Annotated in this window: 20 protein-coding genes; 12 read left to right on the top strand and 8 right to left on the bottom strand. The window is 39.4% G+C overall.

Annotation, left to right across the window (positions count from 1 at the left end; translation table 11 throughout):
* Window positions 1-284: 284 nt before the first annotated feature.
* The 3 genes from H514_RS0113310 to H514_RS23055 form a co-directional block, all read right to left on the bottom strand.
* Window positions 285-1,331, bottom strand: coding sequence for an SDR family oxidoreductase (locus tag H514_RS0113310; protein ID WP_027447407.1), 1,047 nt, complete (start codon window positions 1,329-1,331; stop codon window positions 285-287).
* A 26-nt stretch (window positions 1,332-1,357) separates the two neighbouring features.
* Entirely contained in the window at window positions 1,358-2,152 is a 795-nt protein-coding gene (locus H514_RS0113315) for an alpha/beta fold hydrolase (RefSeq protein WP_027447408.1), read from the bottom strand.
* 251 nt (window positions 2,153-2,403) lie between these two features.
* The gene (locus H514_RS23055) at window positions 2,404-3,588 is read right to left on the bottom strand and encodes a S1C family serine protease (protein WP_036843134.1); all 1,185 of its coding nucleotides are present in this window, start codon (window positions 3,586-3,588) and stop codon (window positions 2,404-2,406) included.
* 212 nt (window positions 3,589-3,800) lie between these two features.
* Here H514_RS23055 and H514_RS0113325 point away from each other — a divergent pair, with 212 nt between their 5' ends.
* Entirely contained in the window at window positions 3,801-4,496 is a 696-nt protein-coding gene (locus H514_RS0113325; RefSeq protein WP_027447409.1) for a response regulator transcription factor, read from the top strand.
* A gap of 2 nt (window positions 4,497-4,498) precedes the next feature.
* Window positions 4,499-5,821: a sensor histidine kinase gene (locus H514_RS0113330; RefSeq protein ID WP_027447410.1), complete on the top strand. Its 1,323-nt coding sequence runs from the start codon at window positions 4,499-4,501 to the stop codon at window positions 5,819-5,821.
* Window positions 5,822-6,105: 284 nt separating this feature from the next.
* Here H514_RS0113330 and H514_RS0113335 read toward each other — a convergent pair whose 3' ends face one another.
* On the bottom strand, window positions 6,106-6,771 hold the full coding sequence (locus tag H514_RS0113335; RefSeq protein WP_027447411.1) for a type 1 glutamine amidotransferase domain-containing protein: 666 nt from the start codon (window positions 6,769-6,771) through the stop codon (window positions 6,106-6,108).
* Between the two features lie 136 nt (window positions 6,772-6,907).
* On the opposite strand from H514_RS0113335, the gene H514_RS0113340 reads away from it, so the two are divergent.
* The 6 genes from H514_RS0113340 (at window position 6,908) to H514_RS0113375 (ending at window position 13,360) form a co-directional block, all read left to right on the top strand.
* Window positions 6,908-7,099 carry a YwbE family protein gene (locus H514_RS0113340; RefSeq protein ID WP_027447412.1) on the top strand — a complete coding sequence of 64 codons (192 nt, stop codon included), beginning with the start codon at window positions 6,908-6,910 and terminating at the stop codon, window positions 7,097-7,099.
* Between the two features lie 35 nt (window positions 7,100-7,134).
* The gene (locus H514_RS0113345; RefSeq protein ID WP_027447413.1) at window positions 7,135-9,039 is read left to right on the top strand and encodes an ABC-F family ATP-binding cassette domain-containing protein; all 1,905 of its coding nucleotides are present in this window, start codon (window positions 7,135-7,137) and stop codon (window positions 9,037-9,039) included.
* A gap of 317 nt (window positions 9,040-9,356) precedes the next feature.
* Window positions 9,357-10,628, top strand: coding sequence for a kynureninase (gene kynU, locus H514_RS0113350; protein WP_027447414.1), 1,272 nt, complete (start codon window positions 9,357-9,359; stop codon window positions 10,626-10,628).
* 39 nt (window positions 10,629-10,667) lie between these two features.
* A complete protein-coding gene (locus tag H514_RS0113355) occupies window positions 10,668-11,372 on the top strand; it encodes a tryptophan 2,3-dioxygenase family protein (RefSeq protein ID WP_411431078.1) in 705 nt (234 codons plus the stop codon).
* Window positions 11,373-11,634: 262 nt separating this feature from the next.
* The gene (locus H514_RS0113365; RefSeq protein ID WP_027447416.1) at window positions 11,635-12,150 is read left to right on the top strand and encodes an acyl-CoA thioesterase; all 516 of its coding nucleotides are present in this window, start codon (window positions 11,635-11,637) and stop codon (window positions 12,148-12,150) included.
* 349 nt (window positions 12,151-12,499) lie between these two features.
* Window positions 12,500-13,360 carry a GNAT family N-acetyltransferase gene (locus tag H514_RS0113375; protein WP_027447417.1) on the top strand — a complete coding sequence of 287 codons (861 nt, stop codon included), beginning with the start codon at window positions 12,500-12,502 and terminating at the stop codon, window positions 13,358-13,360.
* Window positions 13,361-13,456: 96 nt separating this feature from the next.
* On the opposite strand, the gene H514_RS0113380 is transcribed toward H514_RS0113375, so the two are convergent.
* Window positions 13,457-14,509: a class I SAM-dependent methyltransferase gene (locus tag H514_RS0113380; RefSeq protein ID WP_036843137.1), complete on the bottom strand. Its 1,053-nt coding sequence runs from the start codon at window positions 14,507-14,509 to the stop codon at window positions 13,457-13,459.
* Window positions 14,510-14,605: 96 nt separating this feature from the next.
* Window positions 14,606-15,430 carry a sugar phosphate isomerase/epimerase family protein gene (locus H514_RS0113385; RefSeq protein ID WP_027447419.1) on the bottom strand — a complete coding sequence of 275 codons (825 nt, stop codon included), beginning with the start codon at window positions 15,428-15,430 and terminating at the stop codon, window positions 14,606-14,608.
* A 152-nt stretch (window positions 15,431-15,582) separates the two neighbouring features.
* On the opposite strand from H514_RS0113385, the gene H514_RS24980 reads away from it, so the two are divergent.
* A complete protein-coding gene (locus H514_RS24980; protein ID WP_169449760.1) occupies window positions 15,583-15,759 on the top strand; it encodes a hypothetical protein in 177 nt (58 codons plus the stop codon).
* A gap of 91 nt (window positions 15,760-15,850) precedes the next feature.
* On the opposite strand, the gene H514_RS23060 is transcribed toward H514_RS24980, so the two are convergent.
* On the bottom strand, window positions 15,851-16,318 hold the full coding sequence (locus H514_RS23060; protein ID WP_051255143.1) for an SRPBCC family protein: 468 nt from the start codon (window positions 16,316-16,318) through the stop codon (window positions 15,851-15,853).
* Between the two features lie 215 nt (window positions 16,319-16,533).
* Here H514_RS23060 and H514_RS0113400 point away from each other — a divergent pair, with 215 nt between their 5' ends.
* A complete protein-coding gene (locus tag H514_RS0113400) occupies window positions 16,534-17,160 on the top strand; it encodes a hypothetical protein (RefSeq protein WP_036843139.1) in 627 nt (208 codons plus the stop codon).
* A gap of 47 nt (window positions 17,161-17,207) precedes the next feature.
* Here the strand turns inward: H514_RS0113400 and recQ are convergent, their stop codons facing one another.
* Window positions 17,208-18,998 (bottom strand): DNA helicase RecQ, encoded by a 1,791-nt coding sequence (gene recQ, locus H514_RS23065; protein ID WP_036843141.1) that lies wholly within the window; start codon window positions 18,996-18,998, stop codon window positions 17,208-17,210.
* Window positions 18,999-19,174: 176 nt separating this feature from the next.
* Here recQ and H514_RS0113410 point away from each other — a divergent pair, with 176 nt between their 5' ends.
* Window positions 19,175-19,669, top strand: a complete 495-nt coding sequence (locus tag H514_RS0113410) for a hypothetical protein (protein ID WP_027447421.1) — start codon at window positions 19,175-19,177, stop codon at window positions 19,667-19,669.
* A gap of 244 nt (window positions 19,670-19,913) precedes the next feature.
* The gene (locus tag H514_RS23070; RefSeq protein ID WP_081673027.1) at window positions 19,914-21,440 is read left to right on the top strand and encodes a BCCT family transporter; all 1,527 of its coding nucleotides are present in this window, start codon (window positions 19,914-19,916) and stop codon (window positions 21,438-21,440) included.
* The last annotated feature ends 446 nt before the right edge of the window (window positions 21,441-21,886 follow it).

The following is a 21,886-nucleotide window of genomic DNA, read 5'->3' on the forward strand; positions in this document are numbered from 1 at the left end:
TCCATAATCGCGTGGAGGGAAGGAAACGGCAAACTGTCGTGGTAACAAAGGGAAGACGAGACCCCGCAGGCACGAGGAGGCTCGGCTTTTCTTCCACAACAGGCTTGCCGTTTCACTGACCGGAACAAATTACAAAAAAGCAACGGACTCCTCCCAACCAATATCTCGGAATCAAGTCTTCAACAATCCTGCCATAATACTGAATAAACTCTTAAGTAGTTATCCACATAAAGATACCAGACCACATAAAAAAACCTATCCACATGTGGACAGGTTTTTAAACATTACTTATAAGCCTCAACAATCATCCGAACCGTTTCAGGCGGCATGTTCAGATGCTCGATATCTGTATCGCGAAGCAAATCTTGCGTGTTTTCATCATGGAACGTAATATGCGTTTCTAAATAGACCAGGAATACTTGGATCATCTGATTAAGCTGTTGTTCTTCAGGACTAAGCTCATACTGCTTGTGATCCTCTACCACCGAAAGCTGCTCAAAGTCTAGCGCATCCTTTAACATATTAAGAATCTCCTGATTTGTAGGAGGATTCGGATTTGTAATGTTATAAATCGTATTTTTCTGCGCCTTTTTAGAAGCTAAAGCAAGAATATCCGCCACATAATCAACCGGAACGAAATTAGATGTTCCCGTTTTTGACGCTACCAAACGATAACGTTGTTCCTCACCTTTTGTCTTACGTAGAGCTCGTCTTTTAAATAGGTCAAGCGCCCGCATAAATCCATAAAGTGTGAAGTGAGAGTCAGCTTCTCCTGTTTTTGAGTCGCCTACAATGATGGCTGGTCTGAAAATCGAGACATCCATTTGATCTTTATAAGAGAATACTAAATGTTCAGCTTTCGCTTTACTTTCTTCATATGGGTTATTCCATTCATTATCTAATGGATATAACGATTCTTTTCCTATTTCATTTTTCCCAACCGTGTAGGCAGTGCTAATATGGAAAAATGATTTTGCCCCGCATTGATTGGCTAGTTCAAGTACATGTTTTGTTCCTTCATAGTTAATTTGAAACAATTCATCTCTTAATTCCACATCAAATTTCACAAGAGCAGCTAAATGATAGACGATATCCACATTATTTTTGAGCTTAAGCAGGTCTTCTTTTGATAAATCACATTGTTTGGCTGTGATGTCTCCTTTAACAAAGGTGATGCGTTCCTGATTTTCCGGAGAAAGCGTTGAACGAAGCGCCTCTGCTTTTGTTATATTTCGGGCTAGTACAAATAAATGATTCTCCTGGTCCTCTAACAGGTGATGAATCAATTTTCCACCTAAAAATCCTGTAGCTCCAGTCAAAAAGATGTTCAATTCCGTCACTCCTCTATGGTGTCGTACTAGGATGCATGGTGGATGTGTTGACTGTTCTGTCGTAAGAATTGTAAAGAAGCTTGATTAAACTCTTTTCCTTTTTCTATATTACAAACATGTCCACATTGCTCTAGTACAATGAGTTCTGCATCTTGATCATTGGCAAGATCTTTTTTGAGAGGATCCAGGAATAGGTGATCCTCTCGGCCTGAAATGTAAAGTCGGGGGATGCCCTTCGCTTTTTGCTCAAGGAACTTATGAGTTTTATCGACGGATTTAGCAATATGGAACCAAGCTAAAAGGTCATCTCGTCTTAATTTCTTGGCCTCTTTAATAAAGACGCTACGAGCGTTTTTATGATTTGACTTTGGCATCATGATCCAAGCAAAAAAACGATATAACCACATGTGTGGCGTAACGTTTTTAATCAAATCACCCAAATTGATTAGAAGTTTAGAAAATGGTGTGAACCTCGTGATTGTTCCACCTAGAACCGCTGATTTCACGATTGAAGGGTGGTATTGTAAGATCGTATGAATAATGATCGACCCAAGAGAAATCCCAACAAAATGGGCTTTATCTATTTTAAGTGAGGTCAGAAGTCGTTTGATCTCATCTGCGACTAGCTTTAACGTAAAACGTTCATTGTAGTCTTGAGGCTTTGCTGACTTTCCGTGACCAGGCAAGTGAATAGCAATAACATTATATTCTTTCGTGTAGGCCTTTAATTGCTTAAAGAACACACGTGAACTTCCACCAATCCCATGCAAAAGTACAATATATTCTTTTTTGTCATTTTCATAGATGATGTGTTCTAACAAGTGTTGTTCTCCTCTCGAATTTAACCTAATGTCCATTATAGCTACAATGGAGAGCAAAAAAAACCGTAAATCATAAAGCGTTTCAACATCTTATTATAAAGGCTGTAACCGTTTTTTCGCCAATACAAAATTTGGGGGTAGTTTAAAACTTAAAAATGACGCCTCCAAAAGGGGGCGCCGTAGTCTGTATGATTCTCTCTTTTTACCTATATCGGATTCAAAACTACTCGTCTTATGGTTAGAATGAGAACTTATTTTGCAAGTTTTAATGTTGTGGATTGTTTTTGCCCATCTCGATAGAATTGGATCTCGATAGAGTCACCAACGGATTTTTCTTCGTAAAGATACTTTCTTAGGTCGACAAGGGATTTAACTTTTTGTCCATCTACTTGAACAATTGCGTCATATTTTTGTAGACCTGCTTCAGCTGCTGGTGTGCCTTGCTGTACGCCACCTACTAAAACACCTGATTGAATGTCTTTTGGTAATTTTAATGTGTTCTGTAAGTGATGGTTTGAGATGCTAGATAGATCTCTTGTTTGGATGCCCATGTAAGGGCGAGTGACTTCGCCTTCTTTTTCAAGGTCTTCAATGACTGGTAATGCTGTAGATGTTGGGATAGCAAAGCCTAATCCTTCTACTTGTTCTTTCGCAATTTTCATAGAGTTAATGCCGATCACTTCACCTTGAATGTTTACAAGAGCTCCGCCACTATTGCCTGGGTTGATAGCCGCATCTGTCTGTAGAACATCTGTCTTCCAATCAACATTTCCGTCTTTATTTAAGTCAACTGGCATCGTACGTTCTTTACCACTGATAATGCCTTTGGTTACAGAACCTGCGAACTTCATGCCTAATGGGTTACCAATTGCGATTGCTGTTTCGCCCACTTTAAGGTCTTCAGAAGATCCGAATTGTGCTACTTGCTTCACTTTATCTGCACTGATTTTTAACACCGCAAGATCTGTTAAAGGGTCACTTCCAAGTAATTCAGCCTTCACTTTATCTCCACTGCTTAAAATAACTTCAAGCGACTGAGCGTTTTCGATAACGTGATGGTTGGTTACCACGTATGCTTCTCCATCTTCTTTTTTATAAATAACGCCAGATCCTGTTCCTGCTTTACTGTTTTCAGATAGTAATGATGATTGAGCGTATTTCACTACACCTACTACTGCATCAGATGCTTTTTCAACTGCCTGAACCACTGAAGAGTTGGAGGCTGTTGGATCAATCGTGTTATCTTCTGTGGTAGCATTCACCTTTTTAGGAGTGCTTTCTGCTGATTCGTTATAATTAAATACGGTTAGGGTACCTGCTACTAAAAGGACTGTTGCAATAAGTGCGCTTGTTGTAAATTTAAATAACCATCCAAAATAGCTTTTCTTATCATCTTGCTGTTTATTTTCGGTTTGTTCCTGTTCTTCAAAACGCATGAGTAAGAACCACCTTTCTATAGAATACGTTGCCCTTGGCTTTTGAGGGTGCCAATGAGCTCCGTTGTTTTATTTACAATTCTTATTGTAGGAAAAGGCTTTGGCATTTTTATGGAACAAATGTGTAAAAAGTGTGGAATAGAGTATAGAATCTTATAGATTTTCATGAACCTATGGCAAAATAGGGATAAAAGAGGGAGAGGAGATCTGGCATGAACGCAACTGTAGGAATTGTAGAAGACGATCAGCATATACGCGAACTTGTTGAAGCTTACTTACAAAAAGAAGGATATGAAGCAATAGCAGTTGATACAGCTGAAAAAGCATGGGATTTATGGCAGGAGAGTCCTCCCGATATCTTTGTGCTTGATATAATGCTCCCTGGGATGAATGGATATGAATTCTGCACCAAGATAAGACAAGAATCGGATGTTCCAATCATTATTATATCCGCACGAGATGAGGAAGTGGATAAGGTTCTTGGTTTAGAGCTTGGTAGTGATGATTACTTAACAAAACCTTTTAGTCCGAGAGAGCTCGTTGCTCGTGTGAATCGGATGGCAAAAAGGTGGGAAAAGTATCAAAAATCCTCTCCAGAAGAAAGTGGAGAACAGGAGACATTAAAGAACGGAGATATTGCTCTATCATTAAAAGAACGCCGTGTCTTTTTGCAAGGAAAAGAAGTGGAGACGACATCGAAAGAGTTTCATATGCTAGAAATTTTAATGCAAGAACCGAACCGTGCCTTTTCAAGGGATGAACTACTTAACCGGGTTTGGGGAGAAGATTACTTCGGAAGTGACCGGGCTGTGGATGACCTGGTTAAAAGACTTCGCAAAAAACTTCCTGATGTTCAAATTGAAACTGTATGGGGCTATGGCTATCGTTTAAGAGATCGTGAGGAATAAGCATGAAGTTACTTTACCAACTCAATGCAGCTTTTACAGCTTTATTAATTATCATCATGTCTGTGACAGGCTTCTTTATGTATTCCTTAATTATGGATGTTTTGGTAACAAATGAGCAAAAGGATCTTCGAGTGAAAGGCGAATTTTTACTGAACGTCATGTATCAGGAAGATTACTCAGCAAGAGGCCCGCAGTTGGGAAGAGTGATAGAAAGCAATGACTTACGTGTGTTGGTCATGGATCCGGATGAAAATCAAATTATGTTCTCTTCCTTACCTCCTAAAACATCACGTATATGGGCGAAGCAGTTTGAGGATGAATCAGAACAGAAAGATCTTTGGAAAACAGATGGCAATACGTATGTGGTGTCAAAGCTTCGGTATGATTATCGAGGTGAACGATATTTGTTAGCCCTTGCTACGCCACTTGAAGAACTGCAAGCGATTCAGTCGCTCTATACAATGCGACTTGTAGCTATATTTATTATCGGGATTATGGTTGCGGTATTGTTTAGTTATTTCTTAACGAAGAGGCTTGTTACACCTCTAAGTCGATTGAAAGAGGAAGTTAATAAAATTGAAAACCGTAGATTTAATGAGATCCAACCCGTCCATGCAACAGGAGAGATTGGTGAAGTAGAACAAAGTGTTTTAGATATGGCAGAAGAGCTAGAGCGTTATATTCATTCACAGAAACACTTTTTCCAAAATGCTTCACACGAACTGAAAACACCTCTTATGACTATTCAAGGGTATGCAGAAGGCGTGAAAGATGGAATTTTTGAGGGAGAAAAAGCTGATCGGAGCCTGGATCTTATTGTGAAAGAGAGCGAAAGATTAAAGAAAATCGTAAATGAAATCATATTGTTAGCTAAGCTTGATAGCGAAGAAGGAATTTATCATCCAGAGAATATCTCTATTGAGAAGCTTTTAAAGGAAACCAAAGAGCGACTTCACCCACTTGCTGCTGAAAAGAATGTTCAGATAAAGATAGAAGTAGAAGAAGAGCGAGAGCTTTTTGTTGATGAAGGAAAGATGCTCCAGGCTCTGATTAATATTGTGAGTAATGGAATACGACACGCTCATCATACTGTTTGGTTGCAATCGTTTGAAAGAGATGGCGATGTAGTTCTGCAAATTCGTGATGATGGGGAGGGGGTTCCAGAAGACCTTCTTCCGCAACTGTTTCACCGATTTGTTAAAGGAAACGAAGGAGAGACAGGTTTAGGCCTCGCTATTTCCCGGGCTATTATTGAACGAAGTAAAGGAAGTATTCACGTTTATAACCACCAAGAAGGTGGAGCGGTTTTCGAGATTGTTATGTAAAAAGGTGCCGGGCATTCGCCCAGGCACCTTTTTTACTCATTTATGCTTTAAGAAAGTATAAGTTGTAGCTCTAAGATGTCTAGCTCCAGCGCCCAGCAACGAAGGGACTTGGGCCCACACGACGTGGGTCAGATCGACGTTGTCACAGGACGTGACGAACTTAGTCGATCATACTTTCTCCGTTCGATAAGTCAACATCAAATTGTTTTACAATTTGTGTTTCCTTTATCTCACTACGGGCTCAGTCCAGTCCCTTCGTTGCTAAACGGGCGCTTGCGCTTTTCTTATGCTTGTAATGCTTCAACTACTTTATTCGCAGCACTTTGACTGGACATAGGATTCTGGCCAGTAATTAAGTTTCCATCACGTACTGAAAAGTCGGACCAGCTATCACCTGATACAAAGTCTCCACCTTTTTCACGAAGCTTTGTTTCAAGAAGGAATGGCATATGTGGATCAAGTCCCATATCTTTTTCCTCTTCATCGGTGAAGCCATTTACTTTTTTCCCTTTTACTAAAGGTGTGCCATCTTTATAAGTGACATTTACTAGACCGGCTGGACCATGACATACTGAGCCAATCACCTTATCAGCTTCAGCATGTTCTTGTAGGACATGCTGCAATGTTTCGCTATCTGGGAAGTCGAACATGGTTCCATGTCCACCAGGTAAAAATACAGCGTCGAAGCCGTCACTATCTTCATTCGTAAGCTTTGTTGTGTTTTTAAGCTCTTCCTGAGCATCTTTCCATTCATCTTTCTCCTCTTCAGGGATACTGTTTGGATCAAGAGGAACTTCACCGCCATCAATGCTCGTAACTTTTACATCATAGCCTTGTTCTTTGAATGTGTTATAAGGTACCGCGAACTCTTCTAGCCATAAACCTGTTTTATGATCATCTGTTATCTTTGTGTGATTTGTTAAAACCATTAAAATACGTTTGTTACTCATGTTGTACCTCCTAGAATGTGATAAGAGTAGCCTTTCCTCTGGGATTAAAAATATAAATGAAAATCCCTTAGTATGTAAACTTGTGTGCTCATGCTTTATAATGGAGAATAGTAAATACACTAAAGGTGCTGAAGATATGAACGGACAAAATCGCAAAGATATTTCACCAGGAATTGAAGTGGATATCGTTTTAAAAAAAGACCAAAGATCTGGCAAGCTTACAAGAGGAACCGTGAAGGATATTTTGACGAATTCAAGTCAGCATCCACATGGGATTAAAGTACGTTTGCAGGACGGACAGGTAGGTCGAGTTAAAAATATCGTGTAAGTGTTTTGGCTTTTAACAAAGGAAGGTATTCGGATATGAGTATATTATCAGTTGAGCAATTATATAAAACGTATGGCGAGAAAGTCTTATTTGAGGATATCTCGTTTACAATTGAAGAAAAACAGCGAATCGGTTTAATCGGTGTGAACGGAACAGGTAAATCAACGCTGTTAAAAGTTCTAGCTGGAATCGATTCTGCAGAGAAGGGTCAGATTTCGCACTCGAATCAGTTCCATATTGAGTATTTGCCACAGGAACCTGATCTAGATCACTCCCTATCAGTTTTAGATCAAATTTATTACGGCGATTCAAAAGTCATGCGGACGATGCGTGAATACGAGCAAGCATTGCAGGAGCTCGAAGCCCACCCAGAAGATGAAAAGAAGCAGACAAAATTATTCAACGCACAACAAAAGATGGATGAAAACGACGCATGGGAAGCCAATACAGTTGCAAAAACGGTATTAACACGCCTTGGCGTAACGGATTATACAAAGCCTGTTAGTGAGTTGTCTGGTGGTCAGAAAAAGCGTGTAGCTATCGCTAAAGCATTAATTCAACCAGCAGACCTGCTCATTTTAGACGAGCCTACCAACCACTTAGACAATGAAACAATTGAATGGTTGGAGTCATTCCTGGCTCAATATAATGGTTCACTTATTTTGGTTACACACGACCGTTACTTTTTAAATCGTGTCACAAACCATATTTATGAGTTGGATAAAGGTCAGTTATATATTTATGAAGGGAATTACGAAACCTTCTTAGCTAAAAAAGCTGATCGTGAAGAGCTTGAGCGTAAAAATGAAGAGAAACGTCAGAATACACTTCGTCGTGAACTGGAATGGCTACGTAGAGGTCCGAAGGCTAGAGGAACGAAGCAAAAGGCACGTGTTGATCGTGTAAAGTCCTTACGTGACCAAAAAGGTCCGGAACAAGATGACCAACTTGATATCGCAATTGGTTCAACAAGGTTAGGAAATGACGTGCTAGAGCTTGAAGGGGTGACTAAATCCTTCGAAGGGGTTCCGGTTTTAGAAGACTTCAATTATCTCGTTGTACCAGGTGAACGTCTTGGTATTATTGGACCAAATGGAAGTGGGAAAACGACCCTTTTAAATATTATGGCTGGTCGTCTTGAAGCGGATGCTGGTTCTGTGAAAACGGGTCAAACTGTCAAAATTGGCTACTATACGCAGGATCACGATGAATTAGATGGTTCGCTTCGTGTTGTTGAATATATTAAAGAAGAAGCGGAAGTCATTCATACAATTGAAGGTGATGAGATTACAGCCGAGCAAATGCTTGAGCGTTTCATGTTCCCTCGTTACATGCAGTGGACGTATATTTCAAAATTATCAGGTGGCGAGCGTCGACGTCTCTACATGCTTCGTGTATTAATGCAGGAACCGAACGTACTGTTTCTGGATGAGCCGACAAACGACTTAGATACACAGACTTTATCTGTTTTAGAGGAATACTTGGATCACTTCCCGGGAGTTGTAATCACTGTTTCCCACGATCGTTATTTCTTAGATAAAGTTGTCGATCACTTGATTGCATTTGAAGGGAATGGGAAAACGCGCCGATTCCAAGGAAACTATAGCGAATATTTAGATGTGAAGCGTGAAGAAGAGGGTGCTGCCCTTGCAGAACAACGGCGCTTAGCAAAAGAAGAAAAGAAAGAGTCACCAAAGCAAAAAGAAAAACGTCGCAAGCTTTCTTACCATGAGCAACAAGAATGGAATACAATTGAGGATCGTATCGAAGAACTTGAACTACGTTTAGAAGAAATCCAAAAAGAAATTACGGAAGCTGGTAGTGATGCTGTACGCGCACAAGAGCTCGTACAAGAACAGGAAGAAGCCGAGCAAAAACTAGAAGAGCTTATGGAACGTTGGGAAGAACTTTCCACGATTGTGGAAGAATCCAAACAGTAAATGAAAGCCCGAATTAGGTGCATATGCCTGGTTCGGGCTTTTTTGTTGAGGAACGCTTGAATTTTTAATCCATGCGCTTGAATCTACGAAGGTAACGCCCGAACTAGGCAGGCGAGCGCCTGAATGTATCATCCTTCCGCCTGAATCGGTAAAAGATAGCCTGAATTCTTACAAACACCGCCAGATTTAACATGTACACCTATCCCCAAAAATTTATCTCAGTACCACTTAACCCCCCTGGTTCTGCGACTTCATATACCACTCCCCTACTAGATATGTTAATCTTAAGAAAAGAGAATGAAAGAGGGGGATGGGGTTTGGATTTGTCTAGAGAATATGCGAAAGAGCTGGATGCACAGGATGCGTTATCAGTCTATCGTGATGAGTTTTACATACAACCGGAAACAATTTATATGGATGGGAATTCACTAGGTCTTCTTTCAAAGAGAGCAGAAAAGTCTGTTCTTGAATTATTAGATTCGTGGAAGACGCTCGGGATCAACGGATGGATGCAAGGGGGTCATCCGTGGTTCTATTTATCTGAAAAACTAGGTAAGATGAGTGCTAGCCTGGTAGGAGCAAAAGCTGAAGAGGTTGTTGTAACCGGTTCCACGACAACAAACCTTCATCAGCTAGTCTCTACATTCTACAATCCACAAGGAAAGCGTACCAAGATTCTAGCAGATGAACTTAATTTTCCTTCTGATATCTATGCACTACAAAGTCAGCTTAAGCTACGAGGTTACGATCCTGATCATCACCTGATTCGAGTGAAGAGTCGTGACGGTCGTTTAATCGATGAGGATGACATCATTGGAAATATGCATGAGGACGTCGCACTTGTTGTATTACCAACTGTCCTTTATCGAAGTGGTCAGCTTCTTGATATTGAACGTTTAACGAAAGAAGCTCACAATCGAGGTATAATGATTGGTTTTGATGGCTGTCATTCAGCTGGGGCAATCCCACATGAATTTCATAAGTGGGGAGTAGATTTTGCTTACTGGTGTAACTACAAATATTTAAATAGTGGACCAGGCGGTGTAGGATCGCTATTTGTACATGAGAAGCATTTTGGTAAAGTACCTGGTCTAGCGGGATGGTTTGGCTCAGATAAAGAAAAGCAATTTGATATGGAACATACTTTCTCACCTGCGAAGGATGCAGGAGCCTTCCAAATTGGTACACCTCACGTCATGAGTGTAGCCCCTTTGCTGGGTTCTTTAGAAATGTTTGAGGAAGCTACGATTGATAAAGTACGTGAAAAATCATTGAGAAGTACACGTTATTTAATGGATCTGATAGAGGCTGAGCTATCTTCTCACGGCTTTGTTATCGGGAATCCAAAAGAGGATGAGTATAGAGGCGGTCATGTTTGTCTCGAACACACAGAAGCTGCGAGAATCTGTAAATCACTTAAAGAACATGGTATAGTTCCTGACTTCAGAGCACCAAATGTCATTCGCTTGGCTCCTGTAGCACTATATGTTTCTTACGAAGAAGTATGGGAAACGGTCCAGATCATGAAGCGGATCATGGATGAAAAGCTCTATGAAAAACATGAAAACAAGCGAGAGATCATAGCGTAACAGTGGTAGTTTCAATTCGATGAAAAGGATGGGATGAAAGTGGATTATTCAAAAGGAAAAACGTTAACAGATTATGAAAAGTATATTCGAACGGAAGAGTTACTTAGTCTGCAAAAGTCAGGTGACGAGCTAGCGTGCAATGATGAACTAACGTTTCAAATGATTCACCAAATTGCGGAGCTTCATTTCAAATTAATGATTCAATATATTCATTTAGCAGATGGATGTATGAAGAAAAATGATGTTCACGAAGCAGCCCAACAAATCGATCGTGTTAATATGCACCTTGATCACTTACCAAACGTTTTTGATATGGTGAAAGTGATTAGCCCGAGAGATTACCATACGATCCGCCTTGCTCTAGGGCAGGGAAGCGGACAGGATTCACCTGGTTTTAATGAAGTACTTCGCTTGGGACCAACCTTATGGGAACCATTCAAGGCCCTTTTGGATAAACGAGGGTTAACCCCGCTTGATGTTCATAAAGAGCCGGGTGAGCATGAACAATTATTTCGACTTATGCAAGGATTAATTCGATTTGATGAGAACTTCCAATCTTTCCGTCATCACCATATTCAATTAGTTCGTCGTATGATTGGCTTAAATACTCAGAGCCTTAAAGGTATACCAGCACAAGCGCTGGAGCGTGGTGTGAAATACGAATTCTACCCTGAACTCTGGCAAGCGATTTGCGATTTAACAGATTGGACCGGTTCAAGCTACGACACGAAGCCGCTAGAATAAGGGACACTATACCGTGTTACAACCTGAAAGCATTGGCGAAAATGTTTTATTAAAATTTTTGCTGGTTTCAGGAGGTAACACGGTATTATTTATGTTTTCCTCTTTATATATGGGGAAAAAGGGAAGCGTACATCAAAGATATTATAATAATTCATTATCCTTTTTATGATCCTGATGTAACACTTTATCGTTATGCTTGCATAGTTTTAAGAATTTGCTGGCATAATATAATTTAGGAATTTATGGTGTAGGAGGAGTTTTAATGGAGAAAAAACCTTGTATTGACTCGTTGGTTGTAAAGAATTCACATGTGCTTCCAACGGATACGAATAATCATGGTACGTTATTTGGTGGGCAGTTAATGGCTTATATGGATGACGTAGCTGCGATTGCTGCGACACGTCATGCTCGAAACCCTGTTGTGACAGCATCTACAGACTCAGTTGACTTTTTATATCCAGTCAATGCTGGCGATGCTATTTGTCTTGAAGCATTTGTTACATGGACACGTAATACCTCCATGGAGATTTTTGTTAAGGCTGTAACAGAAGAACTTCTATCAGGAAAGCGTGCCGTATGTGCTACAGCTTTCATGACATTCGTAGCTGTAGATGATCAAAATAATCCAATTCAGGTTCCGACGGTATATCCTGAAACAGAAGAAGAACAATGGCTTCATGATGGTGCAGCGAAACGAGCTGAACAACGTAAAGAGCGTCGTGGCGTTTCAAAAGAATTCGCTAATAAATTTGGAACTGATTTTCCATGGGGAAGATAAAATTGATAAACCCTGTCACGGTTAATGTGGCAGGGTTTTAATTCATATAATGAAAGTGACTAATACCATATCCCCAGCCTGCCGTACTCTAAAAAAGTCACACAACTTAACCTTCACCCTATAAACTGGCCTATAATTCCTAAAACAAAACCAGAAACAGCTCCGTAAATCAACGCTTTTGGTTGAATGTGTTCTAACCACACCGTTTATCCCCCCTTTTTGTAATATCTACTCGTGCTTTAAATATAAAATTCATATAAATATAAGGAAGGATTTTGAAAAAGAATCAAGAAAGTTAAAGGAATCATCTTTTGCATTTATTTAAAGTTCAAGTAAGGAGGATGTTTCTATGACAGTGTTAACCTATAACAAAGCGGATGAATTTTTGAGTAAAGTGGAACATTTTTTAATGAAGAATGAAGCACTGAATAATTTACCCCTTGGGATCAGCTATCGTCTTGCAAATGAAGGGAATCACTACCAAGGCGAACCCTTCCTAGGATATAAGCAACGAAATGATGGAGAGATTCATTACGCCTTAATGAGAACACCTCCACATAACTGGATTTTAGCGGTTGAACAAGACCTTTCATATGAAGATGTAGAAAGTTTTTTGACTTATATTGATGAAAATCACTTGCCTTTTCCAGGGCTAATTGGATCGAAACAATCTGTGGAGCGTATTGCAGAGCGCTGGAAAGAGAAAACGGGTTCTCCTTACCAAATAAAAATGGAACAGAAAGTTTTTCGTCTAGATGAAGTTGAAGATATCCCGATTTCAAATGGTGATCTTCAAATCGCTCAACCGGAACATCAGGAGATTGCAACAAAATGGTTGAACTTGTTTGGAGAAGAAGCAGGGGAACCCACGTTATCTGAAAGTCCGGAAGATACAATCAAGCGCATGATCCAGAATCAATCGTTACGTTTGTGGGTAGTGGATGGAGAGCCTGTTTCAATGGCTAACGCTACACGTCCAACCAAAAATGGGATTACATTAGGGCCTGTGTACACACCAAATGAGCATAAACGGAAGGGCTATGCTTCAAGTCTTGTGGCGAAACTTAGTCAAAGTTTATTAAATGAAGGGTACTCCTTCACGTCGTTATATACGGATTTAAATAATCCAACTTCAAATAAAATCTATCAACGAATTGGATATAAATCTATTGGGGATTCTATTGTGGTTCAATTTGAAGAACGTGGATAGAGGTGACCCTCCTATAAATACAAAGCTTCAGGGTATCCTAACCCTATTGAACTAAAAAAGAGTCTCCAACTATCATGGAGACTCTAACTACAAATGTTATCGAGCTTTGGCAACCACACCGTTATGCACTTTGATAAAGCCACTCTGGACGATATCAAAGCCATTCTCATAAATATACAGGCCCATTTGCTCTACTGTCATAAGCTCTCTATAAGTGTGATTCATGACATCTGCCATGATCCGATAATACATTCTGGATTTAAACTGATTGCGTGGAGTCGTGAAAATCGCATAGCCATCAGTCTTTAAAAACTTCCGATGCCAATCCACCACTTCAGGTTTATATTCATCTGGAAAATGTTCTAGCAAACCTACTGATAGAACGATATCAAACTCTTTTCCATAATCAAGGTTGCGAATATCATCTACAACATATTCAATATTAAAATCGTCTTTATAGTAAACGCTCGTTTGTCCTGTGTTTGGATTATGACCTAAAAAAGGATAGGTTTCAGGGAACTCTTGAAATCGAGTCGTTTTACAATACTCATCATAATCAACCATTACCACCTCAGCTCCAGGATACATGGCAGCAAGTTGCATTGCCTCATATCCTTCGGCAGCCCCCAAGAACAAAATACGAGGCTTTTTAACATCTAATCCTTCAAAGAGAGCTCTTTTTCCACGCGGGTCCCAAACCCCATCCTCAATTCTGTGGGCGTAATTCCAAAGTTGAATGCGAGCTACATCCCCTAATGCTGCTTTAATAGCCTTTGGATTGAATGAAACTAAGCTCTTCTTAAATGCATCTTTCTTTTCCTGTTGTTCAGTTGGTACATCTTTGACAAACCATTCATGAAACGCTCTATTAAAATATTGCCAAGATGTATGCACACTCATAGATTTACCAAATTCTTGTTCATACTGATCTCGATCCTTTGAATTAGCCTTTACTTCATAAGGTCTCCCTACATCTTTCCATGATAAAGAGGACCAATCCGAAACTGTATTCATTGTGACAAACTTATTGTATTCTTGTTCTGAAAAGCGCCTTAAATCCACTCTAAAACTAGGTTGTAGTCCAGTAAAATCAAGGTGTTCCTCAGAATAAGGTTTATCTTCATGAGCAACCTTCAATAAAGAAGACATGCATACACCCCTTAAAAGTCAGAATTTTCTTATATTATATAAGAAAATTGAAACGCTTACAAATTAAGAGTAGAGCTTAGATTCAATTCTATATGATTATTTAATGAGTGTACGAACCCACTCAATTCCTTCTCGAACATATTGCTTTGATGGAACATGGTGTGGGGTATGCTCAAATAAAAAACGTACATCAGATCCTTGAGCAAGCTTTTGAATAATAGGTTTAAGCGAATAAAAATCTGGATCATCTTCCTGACTAGGATGGACAGGGGACCAAATGTATTTGTTAGCATCACCATTTTGGTAGGAGACGTTATGTAGGTGAACAACCTTAATATAATCCTGCCATTTATGAATATGGTCAAAAATATGGTCAGCATCAGCTAACAAATAATCCCCGAGGTCAAAACAAAGAGGAAGGCCATAATGTTCCCACCTCTCAACAGAAAAGTCATCTAAATAGTGGATGCCACAAGGATTACGATTTTGACCTAGTTTAGGTTCACAAACTAAAGGAATATCATACTTGTCTTGGAGCTGACTAAGCCTCTGTAATCCTTGTTCAATTTCTTGATGTACAACACCATTACGGTCCGTTTTAAAGTAAGGAAAATGAACAAGAACATATTCTGCACCTAAAGATGTGAGGCGCATAGCTTCTTCTTCAATTTGATACCAAGCTTTCTCAGGTTCGATATGTACATATTCAATGAGATCATATTTGCTGTTTTTTCTCATGAGTGGAGAATGGATTCCAAAGCTTCGCTGAGCAGATTTTAGGTGTTGTATGAAAAGTTTGAAAGCATCTTCATCAGGAAATTCACCGATTTCAATGTGATCAAGCTCTTCAAGGAATAGTTCATGAAACTGTTCTGGGTTCGATAAAATGGTGCTTCCGGATAATCCTAGTTTATGTGGCAAATGATCATCCTTTCTATAAATAAGAGAATTTTCCATTATTATAGAGTAAAAGATTGGAAGGGACAATGTTAGATCTGTAACGTGTTCCTCGGTGTTTCATTCGTACCTAAAAAGGATAAAGAAGGGTAAGAGCCTATAAAGGAGTGATTCGCATGGTAGGACCAGAAGGAGAACTGTTTTCACAACTTCAAGGTAACCCGAATGAGTTTGGGAAATGTAGTAACTGTGGAAAGTTCCTGCAGAATAAAAAAGAAGCGAAGATGAAAATGTGTACGGATTGTCAGAAGCGTGACAATAACGAAGAAATTGACGTTCGTACAGGTGAATAATTGATACATGAAAAAGGAGAGGCTTCAAGGCGCTCTCCTTTTCTATGCTTTATTAAGTTATATGGCAGGATGGTGAGATAACGAGTTCTTTTTATTCTATTTCAGGGCGCTTTCCGTGCTCAAGATAGTTTTTTAAGAAATCTCCTAATAATTCTTCCCATCCTTCAGCGTGCATCTTTTCCCATTCTGGATCGATCAATCCAACAGCTTGGTGGGTGAGTTTAAGAACTGTAGCATCTCCCTTTGGTTCAAGTTTAAAGGCATATGCACTATTCACAGCACCTATCATACCAAGTAAACCATTTAAGCGAATCTCCTCATTTTCCTTTACATACTGAACGGTTCCCCATAATGCATTAGCCCCTTTAATTCCTTCTTCAAGGAACTTTCCACCAGGGTGGGGATCCATTGTCATTCTGGAACCTTCTCCACATAAGCGGTAGGCCCACCATTGTCCAATGTCTCGAGTTAAGGCTTCGAAAACTTTTTGAGGTGAAGCATGAATCGTAACCTCTTTTTCAATTTGAAAAGCACCATGTGTTAATCCTTGCTCATTCATTTTCAACATACTCCTTTCTAAAGATTGCGTAAAAGAAGCTAACAACTGAGCAAAATCAGAATATTGACTAATCCAAAGACCATAAAAGTACGTTAAAAATAGAGGATGTGATTTATGTGCCTTTATCGTAACGCGTTATATTGATAGGTTTCAATTCTAAACTTACATTCAATAATGTCATCTCTTATAATAGGAGACATGTAAGGAGTGAGATGATGTCGAACAAAGTATGGTATGCAAGTTTTGGATCCAATCTATTTCGTGAAAGGTTTTTATGTTATATCGAAGGTGGACAGCCTGAAGGATCTAATAGAAGAGAGGTAGGAAGTCGTGACGCTACCTTACCTGTAAAAGATGCTCCAGTTTCGCTTCCGTTTTCATTATATTTTGCTGGATACTCTGATCGTTGGGATGGAGGAGCAGCATTTATTGATACGCACTACAATGAGAATGCTGATACATGGGGGAGAATGTATCTAATTACAGAAGAACAATTTGAAGATGTCATTAGACAAGAAAATGGGATATCGGACTTATCGCTTGATTGGTCTGCACTTAGAGCAAACGGAAATACCTTAGTCGAGAAGTCAGATTACGGTAACTTACTGTATGCAGGGGAACGAGAGGGTCACCCTATTTTCACCTTTACGCATTACTTACCAATGGAAGAGCGAGAAATCACAGTTCCATCAAAACGCTATTTAGCAATGCTGATTCGAGGGTTCTTAGAGGCTTACACAGATACACCAGAAGCATGTGTAGATTATTTAATTGAAAAGCCTGGGGTAAAAGATCATTATAAATATGAAGATTTGCTCGCATTTGTAAAAGAACAGGTATAACAATAAAAAAGCATCCTTGAATCTTTCCAAGGATGCCTTTTAAATTACTATATTGTTTCAGCAACTTCTTGCTTTTGGAGTTTTTCTAAAAAGACCTCTCCGTATTGTTCAAATTTCTTTTCTCCAACTCCCTTAACTGTTAGCATTTCCTCTTTCGTTTTCGGGAGTCTAGCACACAGTTCTTTTAATGTAGCATCAGAAAAGACAATGTATGGCGGGATCTCATTCTCATCAGCTATTGATTTACGTAACATACGTAACTCTTCGAAGAGAGATTCATCCACATCAGTCTGGGTGTAAGATGCTGGTGCTGCTTCAATAAGCATGTGAACAGATTGCTCTCCTTTTAGAAGTGGTAAGGCGTATGAGGTTAACTTTAACAAAGGAAATTTCCCATCTTCCACAGATAAGTAGCCTTCTGCCACAAGAAATTGAATCATCTGTGTAATATCTTTTTCTCTCATATGTGAAAGGAGTCCATAAGTAGAGATCTTTTGGAATCTCCCATCAAGAACTTTTTGGCTTTTAGAGCCTTTCAATACTTTTGCTACAAGACCAGAGCCAAAGCGCTCGTCCATACGTTTTACGCAGGAAAGAATCATCTGAGCTTCTTTTGTAATATCCTTTAACTCCCCCTCGTGTTGGCAGTTACTACATTTTTCGCAAGCTGGGTGTTCAAAAGGATCCTTGAAATAGGTGAGCATATATTCTTGTAGGCAACGGTCCGTATGACAATAGTTCACCATTTGCTGAAGCTTTTGATATTCTCCTGTTTTCTTGTCATCTTCCATAATAGATTGCTCGATAAGGAACTTTTGTAGGTGGATATCCTTTGCTGAATATAAAAGGACACAATCACTACGTTCACCATCTCTTCCAGCACGACCGGCTTCTTGGTAATAAGCCTCAATATTCATTGGCATGCTGTAATGGATGACATAACGAATGTTGGACTTATCAATCCCCATTCCAAAGGCATTTGTTGCGACCATGATGGTTTTCTCATCTTGGATGAAGGCGTTTTGTGCTTGTTTACGTTGATTTTCGGTTAATCCACCATGATATTTTTCTGCATCATATCCTTGTTTGGTGAGCCATTGTTGAATCCGATCAGTGTCCTTACGGGTCGAAGTGTAAATGATTCCAGATTCATTTGGGCGAGCTTTAATGTAATCATCAATAAAGTCGTGTTTTTCTTTCCCTTTTATAATACGAAAGCTCAAATTATCTCTAGCAAAGCCTGTGTTCACAACTGAATGAGGATTGATATTCAAAAGCCGTTTGATATCTTCCGTTACTTCCTTTGTTGCAGTAGCTGTCAAGCCTATAACAACGGGAAGGTTTTTGAGAGAGTGAATACGGGATACGACTGAACGATAACTTGGTCGGAAATCATGCCCCCATTGAGAAATACAATGTGCTTCATCAAATGCAATAAGTGATAAAGGAATTTGTTGAATAGAATGAACAAAATATTCAGAGTCGAAGCGTTCTGGTGCAACATAAACAAATTGAAACTCACCTTGCTTCACTCTTTGTAATTGATCTTTTTGTTCCTCAAACGAGAGAGAACTATTAATATAAGTGGCTTCAATGCCCAGTGCGTTTAAAGAATCAACTTGGTCTTTCATTAATGAAATAAGCGGTGAAACGATAATGGCTGTTCCATCCAACACAAGTCCGGGGATCTGATAACAAAGCGATTTACCGCCACCTGTTGGCATAATCGCTAATGTATTTTGTTTTTGTAAGATATATTCAATAACCGATTGCTGACCAGCACGAAAAGAAGGAAAACCAAAGTATTGTTCCAAAATTTTTTGAGCTTGATCAATCATATATAACCATCCTTTAATAGGGGAAATAATTCATGCGAAAAGATCTTATATCATCGTATCATGAAGGGTTCATACTCGGATAGATTGTTTTGAGAATCAAATTTGACGGAAAATTCCAACTAATGTAATGTTAAATGTTGAGAGTCGTCCTAATCCGAATTGAAAGGAACTAGGATATGAAGAAATTTAGCTTTATTGCAGTGGCCATATTGTTGCTTATCATGACAGCATGTACGAGTGAGTCGAAGGAAAAGTATACAGTAGAAGAAGCAAAAAGTAATGGGGACTTAGTCATTCAACATGAAGCTAGTAGCTTTCAGCAAATAAGAAACGGAGCGGTAAAGGCATCAAATCTTAAAGCGTTTGCCTCCTTTCAAAAAAGTTTTAACAACAATGAAGAGAATCAATTGACTATTGCCTATTTTGATCCTCATGGTGATGTAACGAAAAGTACCCTGAAAACATCTGGGGAAGAGGTCACCTATATCAATAACTTTACTGGATATCCTCAATTGGCTAAAACAACTTACACATGTAAATTTCTGTCAGTTCGAAATGGAACGGGTTTGGTTGAATACTGTGAAACTTCAGAGGGGAAACGTGTATCCAATGCACTTTTGTTTATCGTAGATAAGGAAAAAGTAAGAGAAGCAGGTGTCGAAGAACAATAAATATCCATATGACTGAAGCGAGCTTTCTTGAAAGCTCGCTTTTTTTATTGAATGAACTAGTGGTGCTTAGAACAAGATATGTGTAAGCGTTTATATCCCATTAAAATAAAATACTTCTTTATAAAAAATAAAAATCCTTCTTTGACATTGAATTTTATGTGTGAGAGAGTATGTGAATGTGTTTTTAAAGATGTTCTTCACTGAACTTCTAATGGCAAAGACAAAAAAGGAGCATAAGACTAAGATGACACAGAATAATAAACAAACTTCTAACGTTGATTGGCCACTGTTTGGAATAAGCGGTGGACTGTTAGTAGCGTTTGTCATTGCATCCCTCATCGATATGCAATTTGTTGCAGATATGGTAAACAAAGGATTTGCTTGGTCTTCTAAATACTTTGGAGCATTCTGGCAGGTTCTCATGCTTGCAAACTTCTTTGTTGCATTGTATGTAGCATTTTCGAAATATGGAAACGTAAGACTTGGATATTTAGAAAAACCTGAAATGAGTACATTTAAATGGTTGTCCATCATTATGGCTACTCTTTTAGCTGGTGGTGGTGTATTTTGGGCGGCCGCTGAACCAATGTATCACTTTTTAACAGTACCACCTATGAATAGCGGTGTAGAAGCTGAAACAGCTGGCGCTATTATGCCTGCGCTAGCACAAAGTTATATGCACTGGGGTTTCCTAGCTTGGGCAATCCTGGGTACGTTAAGTGCAGTAGTGATGATGTATGGACACTATCATAGAGGTATGCCTCTAAAGCCACGTACATTGTTATATCCGATCTTTGGTGAAAAACTTCGTAAAAGCTTCCTTGGAACAATTGTAGATGCATTCGCTATTATTGCCGTAGCGGCTGGTACGATTGGTCCAATTGGTTTCTTAGGCTTACAAGCGGCTTATGGTTTACAAGCTTTATTTGGAATTCCGGATGTATTAATTACAAGATTAGCTATTATTATTGGTCTTGTTGTAGTTTCAACAATTTCAGCAGTAACAGGACTTCATAAAGGGATTCAGTGGTTAAGTAACTTTAACGTTCGCTTAGCGATTGGTTTAATCCTGTTTGTTCTTGTATTTGGTCCAGGTGGATTTATTTTGGATTCATTCATCTCTTCTTTTGGATTCTACGTGGACAACTTTATTCAAATGAGCACATTCCGAGCTGATGAAGGTTGGTTAGGTTTTTGGACTGTATTCTTCTGGGGTTGGTTTATCGGTTATGGTCCTATGATGGCAATTCTGGTAAGCCGTATCTCTAGAGGGCGCTCCATTCGCCAAATTATTGTAGCTATTGCTATCATTGCACCAATCGTTACAACTTTTTGGTTCACAGTGGTTGGAGGATCAGGTATCTTCTATGAGCTTCAGGAAGCAGGTTCAGTATCTGCTCAGTTAAATAAAGGTGGTATGCCAGCTGCGATGATTGCTATTACAGAACAATTGCCATTAGCTAGCATTATTTCACCACTGTTCCTATTGCTAACGATTATCTTTGTAATTACGACTGGAGACTCCATGTCGTACACAATTGCTATGGCGGTATCTGGTGAAGGGAACCCGAAAATCTCATTACGTATTTTCTGGTCTATCCTAATGGGATCTGTAGCTGCCATTCTTCTTTACATTGGAGAAGGAAGTGTGAACGCACTTCAGTCCTTCATTGTGATCACAGCAGTCCCTGTTTCAATCCTACTGTTACCAGTCATATGGTTAGCACCAAGAGTTTCTAAAGAATTACTTCTTGAACAGAATAAAAAGTAAGTTAATTGATAAAACCTCTTTCCTACTCCTAGTGAGTGGGGAAGAGTTTTTTTGTGCAATATAAGCCCCCTTATCTTGAAGACTTGGATTTGAGATAAAGTGGGAGGAGGTCCGTTGCCTGATAGTGAGTAAGGGGATCGGTGAAACGGCAATACTCCTGCGGAAGACCGGCCGAGCTTCCTCGTTCGCAAGCTCTCTGCGGGATCTCGTCCGCCCTTTCTACCGCGGGAGTTTGCCGTTTCCCTCACCCCTTTGCTGTTATGAAAGTTAACGGACCCATGGCTGAGATCATTTTATCTCTTGCTTAAGGAAACTGTATTTTAGCTCTACATATAAGGCTTTAGATCACTTTGGTGCATATATGACTCACCCCCATAATTTACATCAGAAAACCTTACGATAGCTGCGGTTCCGTTATTCACCATTCGGCTAAGGTGGGCTGGGAA

Source organism: Pontibacillus marinus BH030004 = DSM 16465, assembly GCF_000425225.1.
In the GTDB taxonomy this organism is placed as follows: Bacteria; Bacillota; Bacilli; order Bacillales; family BH030062; genus Pontibacillus; species Pontibacillus marinus.

Bases quoted from the DNA above. Each gene is read 5' to 3' on its own strand.
- H514_RS23055 (WP_036843134.1), bottom strand. From the start codon at position 3,588: ATGCGTTTTGAAGAACAGGAACAAACCGAAAATAAACAGCAAGATGAT.
- H514_RS0113325 (WP_027447409.1), top strand. From the start codon at position 3,801: ATGAACGCAACTGTAGGAATTGTAGAAGACGATCAGCATATACGCGAA.
- H514_RS0113330 (WP_027447410.1), top strand. From the start codon at position 4,499: ATGAAGTTACTTTACCAACTCAATGCAGCTTTTACAGCTTTATTAATT.
- H514_RS0113335 (WP_027447411.1), bottom strand. From the start codon at position 6,771: ATGAGTAACAAACGTATTTTAATGGTTTTAACAAATCACACAAAGATA.
- H514_RS0113340 (WP_027447412.1), top strand. From the start codon at position 6,908: ATGAACGGACAAAATCGCAAAGATATTTCACCAGGAATTGAAGTGGAT.
- H514_RS0113345 (WP_027447413.1), top strand. From the start codon at position 7,135: ATGAGTATATTATCAGTTGAGCAATTATATAAAACGTATGGCGAGAAA.
- H514_RS0113365 (WP_027447416.1), top strand. From the start codon at position 11,635: ATGGAGAAAAAACCTTGTATTGACTCGTTGGTTGTAAAGAATTCACAT.
- H514_RS0113375 (WP_027447417.1), top strand. From the start codon at position 12,500: ATGACAGTGTTAACCTATAACAAAGCGGATGAATTTTTGAGTAAAGTG.
- H514_RS0113380 (WP_036843137.1), bottom strand. From the start codon at position 14,509: ATGTCTTCTTTATTGAAGGTTGCTCATGAAGATAAACCTTATTCTGAG.
- H514_RS24980 (WP_169449760.1), top strand. From the start codon at position 15,583: ATGGTAGGACCAGAAGGAGAACTGTTTTCACAACTTCAAGGTAACCCG.
- H514_RS23060 (WP_051255143.1), bottom strand. From the start codon at position 16,318: ATGAATGAGCAAGGATTAACACATGGTGCTTTTCAAATTGAAAAAGAG.
- H514_RS0113400 (WP_036843139.1), top strand. From the start codon at position 16,534: ATGTCGAACAAAGTATGGTATGCAAGTTTTGGATCCAATCTATTTCGT.
- recQ (WP_036843141.1), bottom strand. From the start codon at position 18,998: ATGATTGATCAAGCTCAAAAAATTTTGGAACAATACTTTGGTTTTCCT.
- H514_RS0113410 (WP_027447421.1), top strand. From the start codon at position 19,175: ATGAAGAAATTTAGCTTTATTGCAGTGGCCATATTGTTGCTTATCATG.
- H514_RS23070 (WP_081673027.1), top strand. From the start codon at position 19,914: ATGACACAGAATAATAAACAAACTTCTAACGTTGATTGGCCACTGTTT.